Source organism: Helcococcus sp. KG196 (assembly GCF_046035495.1).
Classification (GTDB): Bacteria; Bacillota; Clostridia; order Tissierellales; family Peptoniphilaceae; genus Helcococcus; species Helcococcus ovis.
Map to the genome: position 1 here is coordinate 62,730 of NZ_JBFNFI010000006.1, position 20,466 is coordinate 83,195.

The 20,466-nt window shown below is 26.3% G+C and carries 18 protein-coding genes; 5 read left to right on the forward strand and 13 right to left on the reverse strand.

Going from position 1 to position 20,466, the window contains the following annotated elements:
• Window positions 1-177: 177 nt before the first annotated feature.
• The gene (locus ABGF45_RS03955) at window positions 178-765 is read right to left on the reverse strand and encodes an HD family hydrolase (protein ID WP_134710932.1); all 588 of its coding nucleotides are present in this window, start codon (window positions 763-765) and stop codon (window positions 178-180) included.
• Between the two features lie 89 nt (window positions 766-854).
• Between ABGF45_RS03955 and ABGF45_RS03960 the strand changes: the two genes are divergently transcribed.
• Window positions 855-2,144, forward strand: a complete 1,290-nt coding sequence (locus ABGF45_RS03960; protein WP_134744243.1) for a ClC family H(+)/Cl(-) exchange transporter — start codon at window positions 855-857, stop codon at window positions 2,142-2,144.
• Between the two features lie 51 nt (window positions 2,145-2,195).
• Here ABGF45_RS03960 and ABGF45_RS03965 read toward each other — a convergent pair whose 3' ends face one another.
• The 9 genes from ABGF45_RS03965 to ABGF45_RS04005 all read right to left on the reverse strand — a co-directional run bounded on the left by ABGF45_RS03965 (window position 2,196) and on the right by ABGF45_RS04005 (window position 8,769).
• Window positions 2,196-2,474: a DUF1294 domain-containing protein gene (locus tag ABGF45_RS03965; protein ID WP_134710930.1), complete on the reverse strand. Its 279-nt coding sequence runs from the start codon at window positions 2,472-2,474 to the stop codon at window positions 2,196-2,198.
• Complete coding sequence (locus tag ABGF45_RS03970; protein ID WP_134744242.1) at window positions 2,474-3,139, reverse strand: N-acetylmannosamine-6-phosphate 2-epimerase; 666 nt, start codon at window positions 3,137-3,139, stop codon at window positions 2,474-2,476. Before ABGF45_RS03970 ends, ABGF45_RS03965 begins: the two co-directional genes overlap by 1 nt.
• 11 nt (window positions 3,140-3,150) lie before the next feature.
• The gene (locus ABGF45_RS03975; RefSeq protein WP_209021603.1) at window positions 3,151-3,369 is read right to left on the reverse strand and encodes a hypothetical protein; all 219 of its coding nucleotides are present in this window, start codon (window positions 3,367-3,369) and stop codon (window positions 3,151-3,153) included.
• 120 nt (window positions 3,370-3,489) lie between these two features.
• The gene (locus tag ABGF45_RS03980) at window positions 3,490-4,161 is read right to left on the reverse strand and encodes an ABC transporter ATP-binding protein (protein WP_134744241.1); all 672 of its coding nucleotides are present in this window, start codon (window positions 4,159-4,161) and stop codon (window positions 3,490-3,492) included.
• Window positions 4,158-5,318 carry a hypothetical protein gene (locus ABGF45_RS03985; protein WP_408112631.1) on the reverse strand — a complete coding sequence of 387 codons (1,161 nt, stop codon included), beginning with the start codon at window positions 5,316-5,318 and terminating at the stop codon, window positions 4,158-4,160. Before ABGF45_RS03985 ends, ABGF45_RS03980 begins: the two co-directional genes overlap by 4 nt.
• Window positions 5,318-6,388: an ABC transporter permease gene (locus tag ABGF45_RS03990; RefSeq protein ID WP_134744514.1), complete on the reverse strand. Its 1,071-nt coding sequence runs from the start codon at window positions 6,386-6,388 to the stop codon at window positions 5,318-5,320. Before ABGF45_RS03990 ends, ABGF45_RS03985 begins: the two co-directional genes overlap by 1 nt.
• Window positions 6,388-6,798, reverse strand: coding sequence for a hypothetical protein (locus ABGF45_RS03995; protein ID WP_134744515.1), 411 nt, complete (start codon window positions 6,796-6,798; stop codon window positions 6,388-6,390). The genes ABGF45_RS03990 and ABGF45_RS03995 overlap by 1 nt, the downstream gene beginning before the upstream one ends.
• Before the next feature lie 242 nt (window positions 6,799-7,040).
• Window positions 7,041-7,907 (reverse strand): class C sortase, encoded by an 867-nt coding sequence (locus tag ABGF45_RS04000; protein ID WP_134744516.1) that lies wholly within the window; start codon window positions 7,905-7,907, stop codon window positions 7,041-7,043.
• Window positions 7,900-8,769: a class C sortase gene (locus tag ABGF45_RS04005; protein ID WP_134710972.1), complete on the reverse strand. Its 870-nt coding sequence runs from the start codon at window positions 8,767-8,769 to the stop codon at window positions 7,900-7,902. Before ABGF45_RS04005 ends, ABGF45_RS04000 begins: the two co-directional genes overlap by 8 nt.
• Before the next feature lie 191 nt (window positions 8,770-8,960).
• Here ABGF45_RS04005 and ABGF45_RS04010 point away from each other — a divergent pair, with 191 nt between their 5' ends.
• The 3 genes from ABGF45_RS04010 to ABGF45_RS04020 all read left to right on the forward strand — a co-directional run bounded on the left by ABGF45_RS04010 (window position 8,961) and on the right by ABGF45_RS04020 (window position 11,316).
• A complete protein-coding gene (locus ABGF45_RS04010) occupies window positions 8,961-10,463 on the forward strand; it encodes a helix-turn-helix domain-containing protein (RefSeq protein WP_134744517.1) in 1,503 nt (500 codons plus the stop codon).
• A gap of 525 nt (window positions 10,464-10,988) precedes the next feature.
• Window positions 10,989-11,123, forward strand: coding sequence for a hypothetical protein (locus tag ABGF45_RS04015; protein ID WP_280633980.1), 135 nt, complete (start codon window positions 10,989-10,991; stop codon window positions 11,121-11,123).
• Window positions 11,124-11,151: 28 nt separating this feature from the next.
• Window positions 11,152-11,316: a hypothetical protein gene (locus ABGF45_RS04020; protein WP_167554150.1), complete on the forward strand. Its 165-nt coding sequence runs from the start codon at window positions 11,152-11,154 to the stop codon at window positions 11,314-11,316.
• Window positions 11,317-11,354: 38 nt separating this feature from the next.
• Here the strand turns inward: ABGF45_RS04020 and ABGF45_RS04025 are convergent, their stop codons facing one another.
• From ABGF45_RS04025 to ABGF45_RS04035, 3 genes are all read right to left on the reverse strand, one after another.
• The gene (locus ABGF45_RS04025; RefSeq protein WP_134744518.1) at window positions 11,355-12,581 is read right to left on the reverse strand and encodes an LPXTG cell wall anchor domain-containing protein; all 1,227 of its coding nucleotides are present in this window, start codon (window positions 12,579-12,581) and stop codon (window positions 11,355-11,357) included.
• A gap of 118 nt (window positions 12,582-12,699) precedes the next feature.
• The gene (locus ABGF45_RS04030) at window positions 12,700-14,877 is read right to left on the reverse strand and encodes a SpaH/EbpB family LPXTG-anchored major pilin (RefSeq protein WP_134744519.1); all 2,178 of its coding nucleotides are present in this window, start codon (window positions 14,875-14,877) and stop codon (window positions 12,700-12,702) included.
• 2 nt (window positions 14,878-14,879) lie between these two features.
• Window positions 14,880-18,275, reverse strand: coding sequence for a SpaA isopeptide-forming pilin-related protein (locus ABGF45_RS04035; RefSeq protein WP_134744520.1), 3,396 nt, complete (start codon window positions 18,273-18,275; stop codon window positions 14,880-14,882).
• Window positions 18,276-18,789: 514 nt separating this feature from the next.
• Here ABGF45_RS04035 and ABGF45_RS04040 point away from each other — a divergent pair.
• Entirely contained in the window at window positions 18,790-20,277 is a 1,488-nt protein-coding gene (locus ABGF45_RS04040; RefSeq protein ID WP_134744551.1) for a helix-turn-helix domain-containing protein, read from the forward strand.
• The last annotated feature ends 189 nt before the right edge of the window (window positions 20,278-20,466 follow it).

The following is a 20,466-nucleotide window of genomic DNA, read 5'->3' on the forward strand; positions in this document are numbered from 1 at the left end:
CTACTTTTCCTAGCTTCATGCTTTTGCTGGGGCAATCCCTTAATTTTCGCACAAAATCCAACCCTAGCTTTTTCCAATTTCTTGCTTTTGCTGGGGCGTTGGCATTTTCACTTAAGCTTATATCAAATAATGGATCCTAATTTTTTACCTATCTATTATTAAATATAATTTCAATTATCAATCATTCACAATATTACCTTTCTCGACATTTTCAATTATCTTTTCATATATAAATTCGTAGATTTCTTCATTTACATCTTTTATCAGTGAAGCTCTAGCTAAAACTTGAGAAAGTCTAACATTACCTTCTTTCCATGTTCCCCCATTTTCAGCAAAAACGTTGCTGATTAGAGGCTGTAATCTATCCATGGCATTAGCATATATTGCCTCTGATGTAGCCTTTTCTTCAAATTCTAGCCATAAATTTTCAAGCATTTTAGCTTCGTAAATATCTAAATGAGATTTCAATTTAGACATAGATTCCAATTCTCTGTTCTTTTTATCTTTATTTGCATTTACATCAAATGCAAAAGTATCCCCTGCAAATATTTCAACTAAATCGTGAACTAAAAGCATCTTGATTACTTTATTAACATCAATTTTATTTTTAGAATACTTTTCCAAAAACATTGCCATTGTTGCAATATGCCATGAATGTTCTGCATCATTTTCTCTCCTGCTTTCGCCAATTATTTTAGTTTTTCTATAAATTTTTTTCATATTTTCCAATAAAATTATGAATTTTAAATCTTTTTCAAATGACATTATTCCTCCTAAGGGTTTCTAAATAAAATTATATCATTTTTCTTAACATAAAAAACTTATTGTGATAAAATTAATTACCGGAGGCAATTATGTTTTTAAAAGATAATGACAAAATTAAATTTCTTGTTTCCGGTACTGCAATTGGTATAATTTGTGGATTTATGCTTACAATTTACAGGTTATTGGTAGTATTGTTGCAAGGAAAAATGCAAAATTTATATATTTTTGCAAGACAAAATTTATTAAATGCAATCATAGTTTTGATTTTTTTAGCATTTCTTGGTTTTATAGTAGGGATTCTTACATATAAAGAACCTATGATTGGAGGATCTGGAATTCCTCAAGTTATGGGACAAATTAAAGGATTACTGACAATAAAATGGCAGAAAGTCCTTCCTTTTAAGTTCATAGGTGGAATAATCGGACTTGCAAGCGGTTTAACTTTAGGTAGAGAAGGTCCTTCAGTGCAAATGGGTGCAAGTGTTGGACAAGCATATTCAGAGCTTGGGAAGTGCAAAGATGAAGAATCCAAAATATTAATATCGGCAGGAGCAGCGGCTGGTTTATCCGCAGCATTCAACGCTCCCATTTCAGGGATATTATTTGCTTTAGAAGAGTTACATCACAGTTTCAACAAATATGTATTTATTGCCGTTACTTCTTCATCAATTTTTGCAAATTATGTTTCAGGACTTATGTTAGGAGTAGACCCTGTAATAAACTTAGGAAAAATGACAAGGCTCAGCCCTTCATTATATTCTTATTTGATTTTAATGGGATTAATAATCGGACTGCTTGCTCCGATATTTACACTTTCAATATACAAATTAAAAGATTTTTACGACAAACTAACTATTCCAAAATATATACAGATTATAATTCCTTTTATTTTAACTGGTATTGTAATAATAATATTTCCTAATGCTTTTGGCTCAGGAGAACATTTTATATTTTTACCTATTAAAAACAATGCTGATGGATTTAAAATTTTTGAAATTATTATCGCAAAATTTATACTTTTAATCATTGCTTTTTCATCAGGTATGCCGGGAGGAATATTTTTACCAATGCTAGTTTTAGGATCATTAATAGGGAATGCTTTCGGTCAGACATTAGTTATGTTTGGTATCATTGACAGTAACTATATTGTACTATTCTCATCAATTGCTATGGCGGCTAACTTCGCAGCCATTGTACGTTCGCCATTAACAGGCATTATTTTATTGTTAGAATTAACCGGATCTTTCACATTCTTCCTACCAATTTCAGTAGTTGTCCTAACTTCTTACATGGTAGTTGAATTGATAAACTTAAAACCTATTTATTCCGGATTACTTGAAAAAATGTATGCAAAAATTAATAATTTGAATAGTTTATAAAACTATTCAACAACAAAAGTCCTATGACTTTTGCGTCTTAAGTTGCAAAAGTCATAGGACTTTTTGTGTAATCAAAAATATTCCTACTAAAATCTGAAATATTATAATCAGTGGTATTCCTACCATAAACTTTTTATGTTTAGTCTTGTGTCTAATAAGCTTCATAGTGAAGTACATAAATATCGAGCCTCCAAGAGCAGAAATTAATAAAAGTACACTTTCCCTAACTCTACTTTTAGAAAAATACTTACTTGTAGTCTTATCATAAATAGTAACTAAAATTGCAATTAAATTTATTATAAATAAATAATACGAAATGTAGGGTTGCATTATAATACTCTTGTGAATGTTTTGGTAATGTCTTGAGGCCTTGTGATTGCAGTACCTACAACAGCACTGTCTACTTTGCAATATTCATAGACTTTTTTCAGGTCTTCGGGAGTATTGATTTTCCCTTCGGCAATTACAAACGCTTTTACATTTTCAACAATTTTCTTTGTTGTTTCAAAGTCTGGACCTGTTAACTTTACAGAATATGGAGTATAACCAAAAAGTGTTGTGGATACAATGTCAAATCCCATTTTGTCCGCTTCAATACATTCTTCGTAAGTTGAGCAGTCTGCCATCGCAATTCTACCATTATCGTGAATTAATTTTAATAAGTCTTCAAGTTTATCGCCATTTGGACGAGGTCTTGGAGTTGCATCAAGTGCGATAATTTCACATTTTGTTGTAAGCAAATCTTCCACTTCTTTTCTACTTGCAGTAATGTGAATTGGCGAATCGGGATATACTTTTTTAATAATCCCAATGATTGGCAAATCTACTACCTTTGAAATTTCATTAATATCTTCTACTGATTGAGCCCTTATACCTGCTGCACCGCCTTGCTTTGCTGCAACTGCCATTCTTCCCATAATAAAACTTGAATGTAGTGGCTCTTCAGGTAGAGCCTGACATGAAACTATTAACTTTCCTCTTAATTTTTCTAACATATTTACTCCTACTAATCTTCCAATCCCATCATATTGCTAATTTCATTTTTATATAAAATTGCCTTAGCACCATAAATTTCCTGCAACGCCTGATTTTGTAAAATAGGATAAGCCTTTACTGTTGCTTCGGCTGTAAATGCCACACCAATACCTAGTAACAACCCAGCAGCTGGCAATAATGCTATCGGCAACATAAATGCTTTACCTATTTTTTGTAAATACTTAAACATAATTTCCTCCTTCTATATGTTTAGTAATATTATTATTATTATCTAAAAAGAAAAAATCTGCAACTTTTACGTTACAGATTTTGTATATTTAACTCGATATTAATCTTTATTATTTATTTTTTATCTTGTATATAATCTTCCATCTTTAATAGTTAACATTTGATCCGCTATTTTTGCAAATTCTTGATTATGAGTTACCATTATCACTGTAACACCCTCATTTTTTACAATATCCTTAAAAATATTCATAACTTGTAATCCATTATCATAATCTAAGGCTCCTGTAGGTTCATCAGCTAATATCACCTTTGGTGAATTCATAAGAGCTCTAGCTATAGCAACTCTTTGCTTTTGCCCTCCAGATAAATTCATAACTTTCTTATCTTTTATATCTTTAATATTCAAAAAGTCTAATATTTTTTTACTTCGCTCATTAATATATTTTCTTGACTTTTTTCCGATATATGAAGGTAATTGAATATTAAATATTGCACTTTCACTATCTAATAATTCATAATCTTGTACAACAAAGCCAAAAAATGAATTCCTAAAAAGACTGGATTTTTTATCATTAAAATTTTTAATATTTATTTCATCAATAAAATACTCACCTTTTTCAAAAGATAACAATAACGCAATAATATTTAGCAGTGTTGATTTCCCTGAGCCTGAAGGTCCTGTAATTGAGTAAAATTTCCCTTTTTCAAAATTAAAAGAAATATTTGATAGTGCATTTATTTTTATTCCTCCATCTGATATATATTCCTTGCTAACATTTTTTATATTTATCATCTGCAACCTCTCTTTTTAAATTTATCTCTTAAATTTACTATTTGAATAAAACAACTCAATAAAACATAAAACATAAAAATTGTTAATGTCCAAGTAAATAAAGTTGTATCAAATGATAAATTTTCTTTCATAAAAATTATATCAGGTTTAATAATATTTAAAATATAAATAAATATCCATGACAATAGTAGACCAAATAATAAGGCTAATATATTTGCTAATATGCGATAAAAAACAATTTCTAAATTTGTCGCTCCTAATTTTCTATAAATAATATATCTCTTATTAAATCTATAATTATTTAAAAATGATAAGTTTATAAATAATAAGGTAAATATTAAAAATCCTGTAATCAAAAAACTAATATTTAAATATATCGCTCGATTAATAGTTTGAACAGTGTTCGCATTTATATTAGCTGCACCTTCTAAATAAAAGTCGTTACTTTTTAGATAATTTATAACAGATTCATTTTTATTTTTTTCATTTTCAGAAAACTCAATTAAAAAATTATTCGAATTAAACCATTTATAAATGCTATCATATTTATTATCTACAATTATATAATCTCTTTTATTACTAATTTTAAAAATATTCGCCCAAATATTTTTTGATGAGTAATTAAATGTATCTAAATATATTTGATCTATTTTTTCTCTTGAAATTGCATGTAAAATAACAATATTATTGTCTTTGTCAACTAATCTTATTTTATCTCCAACTTTCGCTTTAGAAAATGGAGATAAAATTAAATAATAATTATTTTCTGGTAATTTTTCTAATTTTAAAATATTTATATCATTATTTAATTCTATAGGAAAAGTATTATAATCTTCTAAATCATAAAATTGAGGTAGTGAATACAATCCACTATTTTCATCAATTTTCCAATTTGGAAATACATTTAAAAAAATATTTTTTACATTTTCTTTGTTTTTTAAATCTATAAAAAATTCCTTACTTAATTTTTTTTGATTTGAATTAATAACAAAATAAACGTTTTTAAGATTTGCTTTTTTATACTTTTCAAAAGATTGTTGATAATATCTAACAGGAGAAAAATATATAATAAATATTAACAATAATAAAGAAAATGAAATAGAAAATATAACATGTTGCAAAATACTTCTTTTATTATAAATTAATAATTTTTTCATTAGTCTATCTCCTTTTTCTTATTTATTATATCTTTCAATAATTTATAGATATATGGAGAAATTATTACAAAACTTAAAATCATTATCAAAACAAATATAAATAAATAATCTTGTATTTGAAGATTATTTGCTAAAAAATTATTCGCTTTTCTAAAAAATGAATCCCACATCAATTCGTGAATAACAAACGCAATTATAGTACTTAAAATTATAAAAATAAAAACATCTAGCAATATGCCGATAAATATTCTTTTTTTAGTCATACCAATTATTCTATATACTCGTAGATCTTTTTCCAAAAATCTTATTACTATCCAAAAAATTGATGAATAAGAAATTATAGAAAGGGCATATATTATATTTATTATTACAATAACTGTAATACTCATATCTTTATCTTTTTGATAAACATCTATGGGTGAATTCATTGATTGTATCGGATAATTAAAAAGAGACCTATACAATTCATTTAATTTTTCTGTACTCAATACATTTTTAGTTCTAAAGACAATCTGATTTATTTCAGAAATTTTTAAAAATGTTTCAAAATTTACTAAAAAATCAACCCCTTGCCAATATCCAACAACTTTTAAATCTACTCCATTTTTTCTTATAATTTTATTATCTTTTTTCAAATTATAAGAAACGGGCACTAAAACCTCATTTTTCCCCAACTTAGAAAGTCTATCAATACTGGAATTTTTAAGTTCAACTTTATTTATAAAATTCGTTTCCGATAAATATGTTGAGAAATATATTTTTTCATTATTTTCATCAGAAACAATCTCATTTGAGTTAACGCCTGTAATCTTTAATGAATCTAACTCCGGCAATTTTTTTTCTAAAGAATTAAAATCTTCATGAGTTAAACTTTTAGAAAAAATCAAACTATAAAATCTATATTTTGTATTATTTTGTCGCCTATTATTAAATTGAGGCATATATCTAACAAATAAACTGGTAAAGAACAAAATACACAATACAGACGAAATTATTAAAAATAGACTAACCCACTTATTATATTTAATTTGTTTTTTTAATCTTTGTAAAGATAGTTTTATATCAATCATTATCTTAGTTCTATTATATATCCATTAAACCAATATTTTGCGTATTCAGCTGTATCATCATCATTTGGATCATCAGTCCAAGGCGTATATACCCAAGTATCTCCATTATCATTAGAATGAGAAGTATAATGACGACCAATTCCTCCTGAAATACCTTTAACTTCAACCTTAACATAAGTAGGTCTATTTGCATATGCCTCTAAAGATTTACCAGCTCTTCCACTAACATCATCTGTTGGTATTATATTACCTGTATGGTATTCTACTCTTCTCCCACCTGAAAATGTTTCGTAAAAAGATCTATTCATATTTATATCTATTTGCATAGCATTTACTATTGAATTAAATACAATCGAAAATAATACAATCAGTCCTAATACAGATACACTTATCCTTATTTTTTTTATCATTTAAATCCTCCTTATTATTTATATTATTTTATTTGTTTACGTTTTCATTATATATATATTTTTTTTAATTGTCAATTTTTTTGTTTTTTTACATAATATTTTGTATAAATTTCAAGAATATGTTTCCCTTAAAATCACAAAAATTTAATAAAAAACACAAACAAGCCTGATATTTGAATATATCAGGCTTGTTTGTAGTATAAAATTATCTAATATTTGCGATAATTTCGATATAGTAAAAATTATTTTACTACATCACTTACACTTTTCAATTCATTATTAATAATTTTTATTTCTTTTCGCTTTTTATAGATGTACAAAATTAAAACTAATATAAAAAATACAGAAATAATCAAGTACAACTTATAATTATTCTTTGGTTTTGCATCATTCATTATTCCGTCATCAATAGCTGCAACATAAGGCACACGATGCCCTCTAACTAACAATCTATGTGAATTTATCATATATGGAGTACAAGTCAGCAATGTAACATAATCTTTATCTTTTTGCACTGAAACCGGATCAAAATTTGTAGGCTCTACAGTCAAAATTTGATCTACTTCATATGCAAATACTTCACTTAAAACATGAATATAAAATTTATCCCCTTTTTGCATCTTATCTAAATCAGTAAATAACTTAGCTGTGGGAAGCCCACGATGAGCAGTTATTACAGAATGGGTATTTTCCCCACCAACCGGAAGAGAAGTCCCTTCCAAATGACCTGCACCTTTTTGTAAAATACTTTCTGATGTACCAGCATATATGGGTAACCTTTCATCTATTTTAGGAATATCTATATATCCTATTTTTTCTTGCACTCTAAGCATATTTGCATAAGCTTTTAATCCTTCTTCTTTTTGTTTTTTAGAATAAGGATCCGATAATGCAGATACCTTCAATGTTGAATTAAACGCTCTAGCCAATTCTAAACGATTTTGTATATCATTAGACTCTAGTTCACTAACCTTCCTGTTAAATTGTCTAATTTCCTCATTTGATTGTATCGTATAAAACCATTGTGAAACAAACGGATATAACAAAATCATCAATCCCAGCACAAATAAAAAATAAAAAATAATTTTTCTCTTATTTATCTTATTCATTTGTTATTTCCTCTTGAATATTTTCCATTTTTTCAATATTTTCATTTAGTGACTTTAATTTCTTTTCAGCTTGTTTTTTCTTTTTTCTTATTAAAAATATTAATATAATCAATATAAATATTAAGAATAATGAACCATAAAATAAATATCTATACACGTGACTTGCTGCATGTTCTGCTATAATCTTTTCTTCAACCGCAGGTACATAAAAAACTCTATGCCCTCTAACCAGCAACCTGTGAGTATTTATCATAATTGGCGTACATGTAAGCAATGTAGCATAATCATGTCCCTGTGAAATCAGCAAATCTGAAAAATTTGAAGGATCTATAACTTTAATTTGATCCACTTGATATGCCATTGTTTCTTTAATATTATGAATATAAAATTTATCCCCTATTTCAAGACTCTTCAAATCTGAAAATAACCTTGCAGTAGGCAATCCACTATGTGCAGTTATAACTGTATGTGTACTATTTCCACCAATTGGTAAAGATGTGCCTTCTAAATGCCCCGCTCCAATTTGTAGCACATTCTCTGTAGTCCCAGCGTAAACAGGAATATTTGTATCAATCTTTGGAATCTCTACGTGACCTATTCTTTCATGTATCTCTAGCATCCTTGCGTATTCCTGACGCCCCTCTCTTTTTAATTTTTCATCATAAGGATCGTGATTTACATTATTTACAAGAGAATCGTTAAAGGCTCTAGCTAATTTCATACGTTTATCAATTTCTTTATTTGATAAATTTTTCTTTTCAATATCAAAATCTTTAATCTGTTCATTTGCCTCAATTCTATAGTATATCCTTGAAATAATTGGGTATGATAAAACTAATAATCCAATCAAAAATATAATCATGATTATTAAATTTGATATCCATTTCTTTTTCTTCTTTTTCACAATAATTTTCCCTTTTTACAAATTTTATACTTATAATTATAACATATTATATATAAAACACCTAATTTACAATAATGTAATCTTTTTCTATTCACTTTTATATTTATTTAATTTATAATAAGTGTACTAATAATTAATGGGAGAAAATTATGAATAATTTATTTAGCAAATCAACACTTAGACACATTGAAATTATAAAATTGCTACATATGTATTCAAACACTGTAAATAAAAACAAAATATTAATTGAATTGGATATTAAAGACTCTACAATAAAAAAAGATATAGTAACCATGAATCAACTATATTCTGATATTTTAACTATAAAATTAGATAACAATATTATCGAACTTCAATACATCAATAACTGTAGTATTGAATCATTTTATAGATTTATAGTTAAGTCTTCTTCAATACTTGATATTATCGAAAATATATTTTTCAATTCATATTATTCATTGGAAGAATTAGCAAATGATTCATACCTAAGTGTTTCAACCACTTATAGAATAATCAATAAATTTAATACTATTTCCAAAAAATATTACGGGTTTGAAGTTGATACAAAAAATCTAGATTTCAAAGGGGATGAAAGAAACGTAAGGACTTTTTTTGTTCAATTATTTAAAGAAAAATATGCATATAGCGAATGGCCTTTTAAGGAAATAGAAAGATCAAGTTTTCATAATATGATTATAGAATTTTACAATATAAATAATGCAAAATTTGTATATTCATTTTTAGAAATCATGTCTCTTATTTGTGCTGTAAATTTTACCAGAATAAAAAACAAAGGTTTTATAATGAATAATATCGATAAAAATAATATTAATTTAAATTCACTACAAAACTATATAAATTCTAATCCTTTTAAGGAATTTTTCAACAAATTTAATATTGTATTAAATGAAGATAATTTAATAGAACTGTTTTATAATTATCTAAATAAGGACTTTATATTTAGTTTTAAGGAAATGATTGAAAAATCTAAATATGTAAATTTAATATCCTCTTCATTACTAAAAATTCTTTCTGAAACAGATCGAATACGAAAAAAATTTAAGTTAAATCTAGAAAATTTAGATGAGCTGATAATTCGTATTCACAATGGAGCAATTTTATATAATACCAATACAAACATAAATTACATTGCATACAACAGGAATGATTTTTACGTAACACAAATCAAACAGGTATTCCCAAAATTTACTAAGGATGTAGAACTTTTCATACAAGATTTGCTTATTGAAATCAAAGGTGTTGCCAAGCCATTTGAAATAAATCATTTAACGTATATCTTAATTTCAACATGGAATGACCTAATACCTCAATTATTTTCAAAGAAAAGTAAATTGAAAACACTAATACTAAGTAGATTTAATTCCTACCACGCCGGCAGTCTAAAAAGTCAACTTGATTTATACTTCAAGTTAATTTTAGACACTCATCTGTACACAGAAAACATTTTAGATTTAAAACACATTGAAAATAGTGATTACGACCTAATCATTGCTGATTTCAACCCACCAGAAAAAATAAATCAACCTTGGTTTTACATCCATGAAAATCCAACAATTAAAGACTATCTATCAATATCAGAAACAATATCACTATTGATAAATAAAAGATGGCTAATAGATAATGATGAATAGTATTAAACTTTTCGAAAAGGTCAGTATTGCACTATAATAAATTAGTTATATAAGAAGCCGAGCTGCGTTGCCCTTGGAAACAACGTAGCTCGGCAGTTTTTATATTTTCCCCCTATTTTGAACATTTTACGGATGAAATCTCTATTTTTAACACTTTCATCTGCTTTTCTCGGATAAATTTACGGATAAAATATTCGATTTCATTGATTTCATCTGCTTTTATCGAAGTAATTCACATTCCTACTTAAAATTTACGGACAAAAATGGCATATAAAGGCTTTTTGTATGCTATTTTCTTCAAAATATTCAAAATTTTACGGACAAAACTTATCTAGCACTTACAGTTTTATATCCAACACCAGTATCGACCACATCTATAACCAACTACCCGAAGAAAAGAAAAAGTTGATAACTCCAATAGTTACACCCTATAAACAATTTAAGGATGAATGGCTAAATAAACCATATACCAAAAAGCCTTTTTCAAACAATACCCCATTAATTTTAACAAACAGGAGGGAGCGTGTGCGTTCAAAGTCCGAAAAGATATTGGCAGACTATTTCGATAAAATGAACATTCCATACAAATATGAATGCCCCATTAAATTTGGAGAAATTAACTTTAATCCGGATTTTACATTTTTGACCCCCCCTAAATAACAGAGAGATTTATTGGGAGCATTTTGGTATGATGGATAATCCCGACTATGTGAAAATTTTTGTTGACAAGATAAATATCTATTATAAAAATGGAATTATTCTTGGACAAAATTTACTTGTTACTTTTGAAAATACTAATTCCTATATCGACAATGAAATAGTGAAATTTCTTGTAAATAAATATTTAATATAAAAATAGGAGAGTTACAAAATTTGTAATTCTCCTATATGCTATTTATCATTTTTTCTTTTAACAAAATACAATATCACAAATGATCCAAGAGATATAATTCCTAAAATCACATAAATCATAACCCCTCTATCACCTGTATCCGGTTGTGTAGGTGGTAGTCCCGGCACTTTAGGTTTATTTTTTATAATTAAAATCTTTTCGCCAGAATCCTTATTTACCTCAAAGTCAATAGCATTTTCGCCTAAAATATATCCCTCAGGTGCTTTTATTTCCTTAATTTGGTACTTGCTATAAGGAGCATTTTTTAATACAAATCTGCCATCAGCCCCTGATTCTAGCACAACATTCTTTCCATTTTGTAAGAATGGCACATACTTACCATTTTCTAATTTGTAAATTTCAAACTTTGCCCCAGACAATCTTGTTTGTTCTGCATTATCTGCAACTTTTAAAAATTCATATTTTCCAATTTCCGGTTTAATATTTTCAACTTTTACTTCAACCAATTCAGTAGAATTAACTAAAAATTCAATATTTGGATTTTTTACCAAATATCCATCTAAAGCTTTCACTTCCTTAAATACATAGCTTCCAAAAGGAAGATTTGCTACACTAATTTCTCCATTTTTATCAGTATAAAGAGTTAAATCTCTTTTTCCGTTTTCTGCATACTGGTAGCCAGCAATTAAAGGAACGCTTAATTCTTTCCCATCTTTTATTTCATATAACTTAAATCCTACATGAGATAATTTATTTCCATATTGATCAACTTTCAATAGTTTTACTTTTCCATTTTCAAAAGGAATTATTTTATTTTTATTAAATATTTCAACTTTTTCGCTCTTATTTGATGAAAGCTCAGCAACAAAACTAGAAATATATTTAAAGTTTTTTGTCTCAATATTGCTTCTAAAATAGTATAATCCGTCTTTAATTCCACTTATTGATATTATCCCATCTTGATACTGCCCAACTACCTCATACGACGCATACTTACTGTCAAGCTCGGCATCACTCATCTTGTACAATTCACTTCCTAATTTTACTCTATCATCAAAGACACTGTATTTTGTCGATACATCCCAATACTTATATGTGCGGGCTTTTTCATTTTCAGCAAGAATATTTCTTACATCATTATCATTTCCAACATGGATTTCCAACAAAACACTATCCGCAAGTGCGTTATTATAGTTAAAAGCAAACACTAAAATCAGTATGAATGCCACTATATTTCTTATATATTTAAATTTATTTTTAAGCATTTTTTTCTCCTTTTTTCATCTTATATTTGATATTTATTAAAACTCCTTTACTAAATATCAAATACAAGATAGCTACCGAGCCATACCATGTATGGCTCAATATCTTATCTAGTTTTTATTAAGCATCTACTTCTTGATTATTTTTCTTCAATGCGTAAATCGCTGCACCCATGATGATTAAACCAGCTACTGTAAAGATGACTGTACCAATACCACCAGTTTGTGGGATAGAGATTTTTTTGTTTTTGATTTGTTGAGCGTTAAATCCTTTTGATTCAACTTTGTAATTAATATTTCCTATAGTTGATGATCCAGCCTTAACTTCAAATTTAATATTTGATGTTAATTTTGCATATCCTTTTGGTGCAATTGTCTCTACTAATTCATATTCACCGTATTCTAATCCATTTACTTCAAATCTACCTTGTGAATCTGATACAAAAGTAGTTGCTTTAGTTTGATCACTCACCCAAGTATATCTTATTGATGCATTTTTGAACGCTTTATTGAACACCTCTTGTGCTTGGTCTATTTCTTTTTTTAGTTCAATACCTTCTTTTGACTTTTGCTTTTCGACATTCATATCATTATAAGTTTTTAATCTATTTTCTAAATCAGACTTCGCCTTAGTTAAAGCTGTTTGTTTTTCCGATGATTTTGTGTTATCTTCTACCGCTAAGAAAACTTCTCCTTTTTTCACAATAAATGTAGCTCCTAAAAGTCTCTCTGAATTTTCTGCTGTAGAATCATTTGTTTTTACAAATTTCTTTCCTCCAACTACAACTTCTGGACTTGTTGGCTTTAATGGAGTAGGATTATCAATATCTTTTATGTTTTTAATGTCAGCTTTTCCATTTTCTGTTGATGTAATAAATCCATCATATCCTGATACTCTTTCAAAAAGTTTCCACTTTTCATTTTCATCTAATCCAATAAATTTACCATTAAATTTACCTTGTGCTTCAAATAAAATACCATTACCTAAATCAAATGTCCCTTTTGTATTTTTATCTAATGTTACTGCTACAACTTGTTTATCTTGTTTATATAGTGAGTATACAACTTTAACATTATCTGGAGAATCTTTAGGAGTCTTACCATTATACCATGTTTTAGATACAATAAGTTCTTTATCTTTAGGTTTAACTTCTGTTTTTGGTCCAAATTCTTTATTTGGTGTATTTCCATACTCTAGGCTAATATCATTTTTTTCCGGATTATCTACTATAGCATTACCATTAACATTTGCTGAATATTTTAATGTGAATATAACATCCTTTTGTTTAGATAATTTAGATAATTCCGTTAAGCCTTTCTCTGTAAATTTAACCTCAAATCCTCTACTATCTTCTTCTTTAGTATACCATGAACTTTCCAATTCATTGTTATCCAACATAATTTTAACATTTTTATTAAATGTTAAACCGTTTGTCATAATATCTTTTAATACAAATTTTCTATAACTTGCCCCTTTTGGAACCTTAGTAATTACTTCATAGGGAATTTCTTTACTTATTTCAGCACTAACTCTAGCTTTTTCTTTTGAGTAATTATCTAATTTTGCACCTTCTTTAGCTGATAAGCGGTCTTTTAATTGTAAATCTTTTAGTTCATTTTCTTTTGCAAAATTTTTATCTATTTCTGGTTTTTTAACTACATTTTTAGGATAAACATTCATAGTCTTAAAAAACTTGGTTTTTCCATCTTTTTCAGTAGATAAAGGTAAAATTAGAGAAAATGGCAATGCTATTTCTTCAACTACATCTGCAGGTTTTTGAGCTTCTATTATCCAATAATAACCTTGTTCTAATTTAACTGTTGCTCCACTTTTGTTTGATGTTACAACATTTAGATCTAAAAGTTCAACTTGTTTATCAGAGTTTACAGCATTTTTTGTAACTAAATCTTTCATTTTTTTGACAGTATTGTAATCACTAGGATTTTTTGTTATTAAATTATACAAGTATTCGTCTTTAATTTTATATATGTTAAATTCAACTCCATCTAATTCTTCAATATCTGTTCCTAATAACTTTAATTGGTCTTTAGATAATTCTCCACCATTATGTTTTACTGGAACTCCTTCATTATATTTTTTCGCTTGTAATTTATGGATTATAACCGTTGTTTCTTTTTCTGGTTTATCAGATAAATTTTCATCTTTTATTTCTCCTGTAAATTGATTCTCTTCAACTTTTACAGGTGCTTCAACTTCAGCAGCTCCGACAATGCCCGGAACTGCCAGAGTAAATACCATGATAAAAGCCATAAATGCTGATATAATTCTTTTTTTCATTATTATTCTCCCTTTTTTATATATTTTTTATTTCTTTTTAATTCAATATATGCTATTGACATTAAACTTAGACCTATGAATGTAAATATTCTTGTTCCAATTCCACCTGTAGCAGGATAAACCACAATTTTATTTACAATTTCAATTTTTACAATATTTTCCCCATCATCAACTATCTTATAAAGATTTTTATCAATATTATTTAATTCACTAATCTTGACTTTACCATCATTTTGAACTATAACCCTCCATATAGCATCAGGATTTAAGAAATATCCTTTTGGTGCTCTCGTCTCTTTTAAATAATACGTTCCTGATGGGAGATTTACAAAACTGGCTATTCCTTTATCATCTGACGTAACTTTATAATCTTGTGTTCCCTGTGTAGAATCTCCTATAACTGTTATTTTCCCTTGTAAGTCTTTGATTATCTTTAGAGGTTTTGTAGCTTTATCATCCCTAAAAAGAGTAAATTCTGCATTTTTTAAGAATATATCACCATTAAGGCTATTTGATTTCTTTAAAATATCAAATTTACCAAGTGATATATTTTGAACCTTTACTGTAGATAATATAGGATCTAAAGGATTATCTTTTCCTTCTGCTCCACCAGAACCAGTTACTTTTTGTTTTTTTGCAATATAAGAAACATTTCCGATATTAGACGTTATGGATGAATCAATTTCATCGTTAATTATTTTCACATTACTAACTTTTATAATATAAGCCATATTATTTTCAGGTAAATTTGTTATTTCTATTTTATTTTCATAATTTATACTATTAGTATTGATTTTATTTTCAAAATTCATTCCTTCCGGGCCATAACTTTTTGGAAGTCCATTATCTCCTACATGTTTCGAATTAGTAACCTTATATACTTCTACAAATGCATTTTTTGTATTCATATTTTCAGTTGATATTTTTAAGCTATTTACGTGATTGCTGTATGCGTAAATATACGAAACTATATTATTATTTTTTTTATCATAATAAAACTTTAATCCTGTATAATCATAATTCCAATAATAATTTAATTCTTTTACTGTCTTACTATACCTTACTATAAACGGAAATATAGATTTTTCTACACCACCTATTTTAATTTTTGCATCATTAATAGTATCATCATTTAACACTTTATTAGCATTTATAAATAATGGTCGTTCCATTGATAATTTTATATTTGTAAAATTATTAGCTAAATTAGTCATTTGGTATATAAAGGTATATTGCTCATTATTGAATTCAGTCTTAATATGCTTCGCTACAACTTTATCTCTATATATAAAATCCTTCTGAAATTTATCTACTAGTGAAATCCCCTTCATATCTAACCTTTTATCAAGCTTCAAAGTAAAAGTATCTCCTGCTCTTACTTTTGAGGGCATTTCTAATTGTGTTTTCATTATAAAATGTTCAGCATTTCTTGGATCAATAATATTAGAATCCGAATATTGAGATGAATTTTTTTTAATTTCAATTTTAAAATCCGTAACTTTAATTTTCCCGTCTAAACTTTGAATTTCACCATGTACGGGATAGTCTTTAGAATTATAAATATCTTCTTTTACTACAAATGTATCCCCATATTCTTGAACTATTACCACATATTTATATTTTAATTCTTGATACCCATAAAGTGCCTTAACTTCTTCTAATGTATATATTCCTGGTTCTAATTTATCAAATTCTAGCTTTCCATCCTCGCCACTTCTTTTTGTTACTGGCTCAAAATTTTCCGGAGATAAATCTTCTTTTTTTACATTTTCCGTTCTTCTTGAAAGCCTAAATTCTGCATCTTTTAGAGGATTGTCTTTCTCATCAGTCTTTTTAATCGTAAACTTCCCGTATACTTTAGCTTTTTCTTCAGCCTTGGGAGTGTTTTCTGAATCTTTTAATGCGATAAATTTATTTAATATATTAGCTACTTTAGGATCTTTAGCTGCTATTTCAACTTCTTTTTTTAATGGTTTTTCATCATTTGTTTTAGCTTCAAAATCTAATAAAAGATTATTTTTATTTTCTGCATCCTTTTTTATAAAAAATACGTATTTATACCCCGTTTCCAATGAATTGGAAAGTTTTACAGGATTTTTCACTTCTAGCTTTTCAAGTTTTTCCTTCATTTTTTTCGAAGAAAAATCTTTGTAATCTTCTATATTATCCTCATCCCTGTATAGCGGGTTCGTAAGAGTTATATCTTCTTCCTCAAAGCCATTTGTTTTTACTATTCTATCAATTTTTATATTTTGAGCTGTTTTTGTAATTGAATTTAAAAATTTAAATTTTGCTTCCTTTACATCTGATAAATTTTTTACATCTAAAGTTAATGTGTATATAGAATTACTTTTATCTAAATTTAATCCCCATGACAAAATATCAAAATTTTTGTTATTGATTTGATTTTTTTCTATATCATTTCTAATTAATGTAATTGGGATATATAAATTTTTAAATCCTTTTTTTGATAAAGTAATATATGTGTATATATAAGGAGAATTTTTGTCTTTAGCAAAATTCTTTTTATCTTTGTCAATTTTTGTTAAATCAACATTTATTGACTCACTCTTTATATCTTTTCCATTAATAATATTCAAGAAACCGGTTTCTTTTTTTACTAAAAATTTAAATTTTTCTAAATTAATTTCTTCATCAACCTTATATGCAAGTTTATCTGCCTCTAACAAAATCATTGAAGAATTTTTCATTTTTAATGCTCTAAAAAGCTCTAAAGGACTTAAATTTAAATTGCTATCCTTAATATTTAATTTAATGTTTATTGGGCTAAAATTAGGAATTTTAATAGCTATTGAATGGGTATAAGGATTAATTTTATTTTTTTCTAAATATTGTATGATTGATTTTTTTGTATGATTCGTTTCTTTTTCTAAAAACTTTTCATTAAATAAAGAATTATAATAATTTTCATAAATAATATCGCCGTGTTTAAGATTTATGTCTATTTTTTCATTTTTTGATATATCATCATATTTTAATAATCTTATTTCGTTATTAAAATTTTTTATTAAAATTTCTATAGAAGATAAATCTAATCTTTCACCTACTTCATAATTAATCTTAGGATACTTAAAAATCAAACTTTGTCCCGGCGATAGAGCTTTTGCTGCTTCTATTTGTTTTGACGTTAAGTTTTTACTCCCTAAGTTATTAATATCAACATTATATAAACTATTGGTTTTACTACTTGAATTCAAGTCATTTGTTCCAATAATAGTTTTAGATTGCTTATTTTCTTGCTTGGTATTTTCATTGTTTATTATTTTTAAGGAATTTGGATTATTATTTTGAAACGCCATTACCGGTGTTGCACATGTTTGAAATAATATGGAAACCCCTAAAAAAATTGAAAATATTTTATTAAATCTATTTTTCATTTTCTCCCCTTAACTCTAAATTATTTAATATACTATCTTCCAATATTATAATAACTAATATATATTTATTTCACATTTACACTTCAAATATATATTAGCTAAAGACTATCATATATAGTTTAAAAATTCATTTCATTTTCCCTTATTTAAATTTATCATTTTGACAAAATATCGTTAATCATCGGTGTTTTCATTGATTTAAAAAATTAAAAAAATGTTAATATTTTTTCATTAATAATGCATAATGTATTTCATATCTTAAATTATACAAATATGAAAATATCTATAAATATGACAATTAATCACAATTTTTCCATAATTCTAATATAACCATATTTATTAAATAAAAAAAATATGTTACAATTTAATGTTAAAAATCATTACAATTAACTTTAAATTTTCCTAAAAATTAGGTATAATTTTATTTAGAATTACAAAAAATACACAATTCTATTTTTTTACTATTTTAATTTCATTTTTTTATTTTAAGAACTAACTTTTTGAAGAGGTGATTATGATTAGACTTTTAGGTAAGCGTACTATAAGACACACAGATATTATTAAACATCTGCACATTAATTCAAACTCAATTAGCCAGGAGCATCTTATAAGGATTTTAGAAGTAACAGATTCTGTATTAAAATCAGATATCGAATATTTAAATTCAAACTATCCGGATATATTAAAGATAAAAACTTCAAACAATATAATTTCTATAATTTACAACAATGATTCTTGCATTGAAACTTTTTTTAGAACTATTATAAATAATTCAAATATCTTTAACATGATTGAAGCATTATTCTTTTATAAATTCAACAGTATTGATTCTTTAGCAGAAAATCAGTTCACAAGCATTTCAACTATATACAGAATGATAGATAAATTTAACACCGCCGCAACAAATAAATATAACTTTAGGTTAGATAAAAAATCCCTAAAATTTATAGGAAGCGAAAAGAATATTAGATCCTTTTTCACTCAATTATTTAAGGAAAAATATGCTATTGATGAATGGCCATTTATCAACATAAACAAAAATACTATAAAAAAAGCTATTACTGAATATTTCAAAATTAATAATATTAATAAATTTGAGTACTCATATTTAGAAATAATGTCTTGGACATGTGCTGTAAATTTACATAGAACAAAATTAAATTTCCCTGTAATTTCTCAAATGGAAACAAATAAAATAAACTATGATATAATTAAGAATTTACTTAAATCAAACATTTTACAAAATATTTTTAGAACTTTCTATATACCTTTAACAGAAAATAATCTAATAAACATATTTTATAATTATGTACATGTCGATCTTGTACATACATTTAAGGAATTTACTGACAAAGCTGATTATAGTCCAAATATAGCTATATCCCTACATAGAGGTTTTTCTGACACATTTTCCATTAAAAACAAATATAATTTACAATTAAATAACATTGAAAATTTAATTATAAGTGTCCACAATTCAGCGGTATTATATAATAGTGATATAAAATCAAATTGTGTTATATATAACAGAAGAAAAATGTATATTGATCAAATCTATAAACAATTTCCGGAGTTAGTAACCGATATAAAAACTTATTTAAGTAATTATTTAACTTCACTAAAAGGAAGTATTAAAAAAAATGAAGTAGAGCATTTGACATATGTTGCAGTATCAACATGGAAAGGACTAATCTCTCAGATGTATAATTTATCCGATAAATTAAATGTACTAATTATAAGTAGATTCAACTCCGTTCATGCAAGTAATATTAAAGTTCAATTAGACATGATATTTAAATGCTTTTTTAATACGGTACTTTTTGATGGCAACTCTTTAGAAATAGATAATATAAACTTTGATGATTTTGATTTAGTAATAGCTGATTTTATACCTGTAAATAATAAAGTCCCTAACTGGATTTTCATCCAAGAAACTTTAAATCCAAATGATTTTCTAGAAATTATTAAAAAAATTTCTAAATTTATAAAATATAAATTTTAAAACGAAATAAATCATCTAAAATTAGCTTATTATCTTTATTTTAAACAAAAACTATGATATAATTGTGTTGGGCTGAAGTGAACTAAACATGAAATCCTCCAATTTCAATTAAAATATTTCAGTCAAAATATAATTTATTTCATGTCTAAAAAAACTCAGGTAAGTTTTTTGATTTTACCTGAGTTTTTT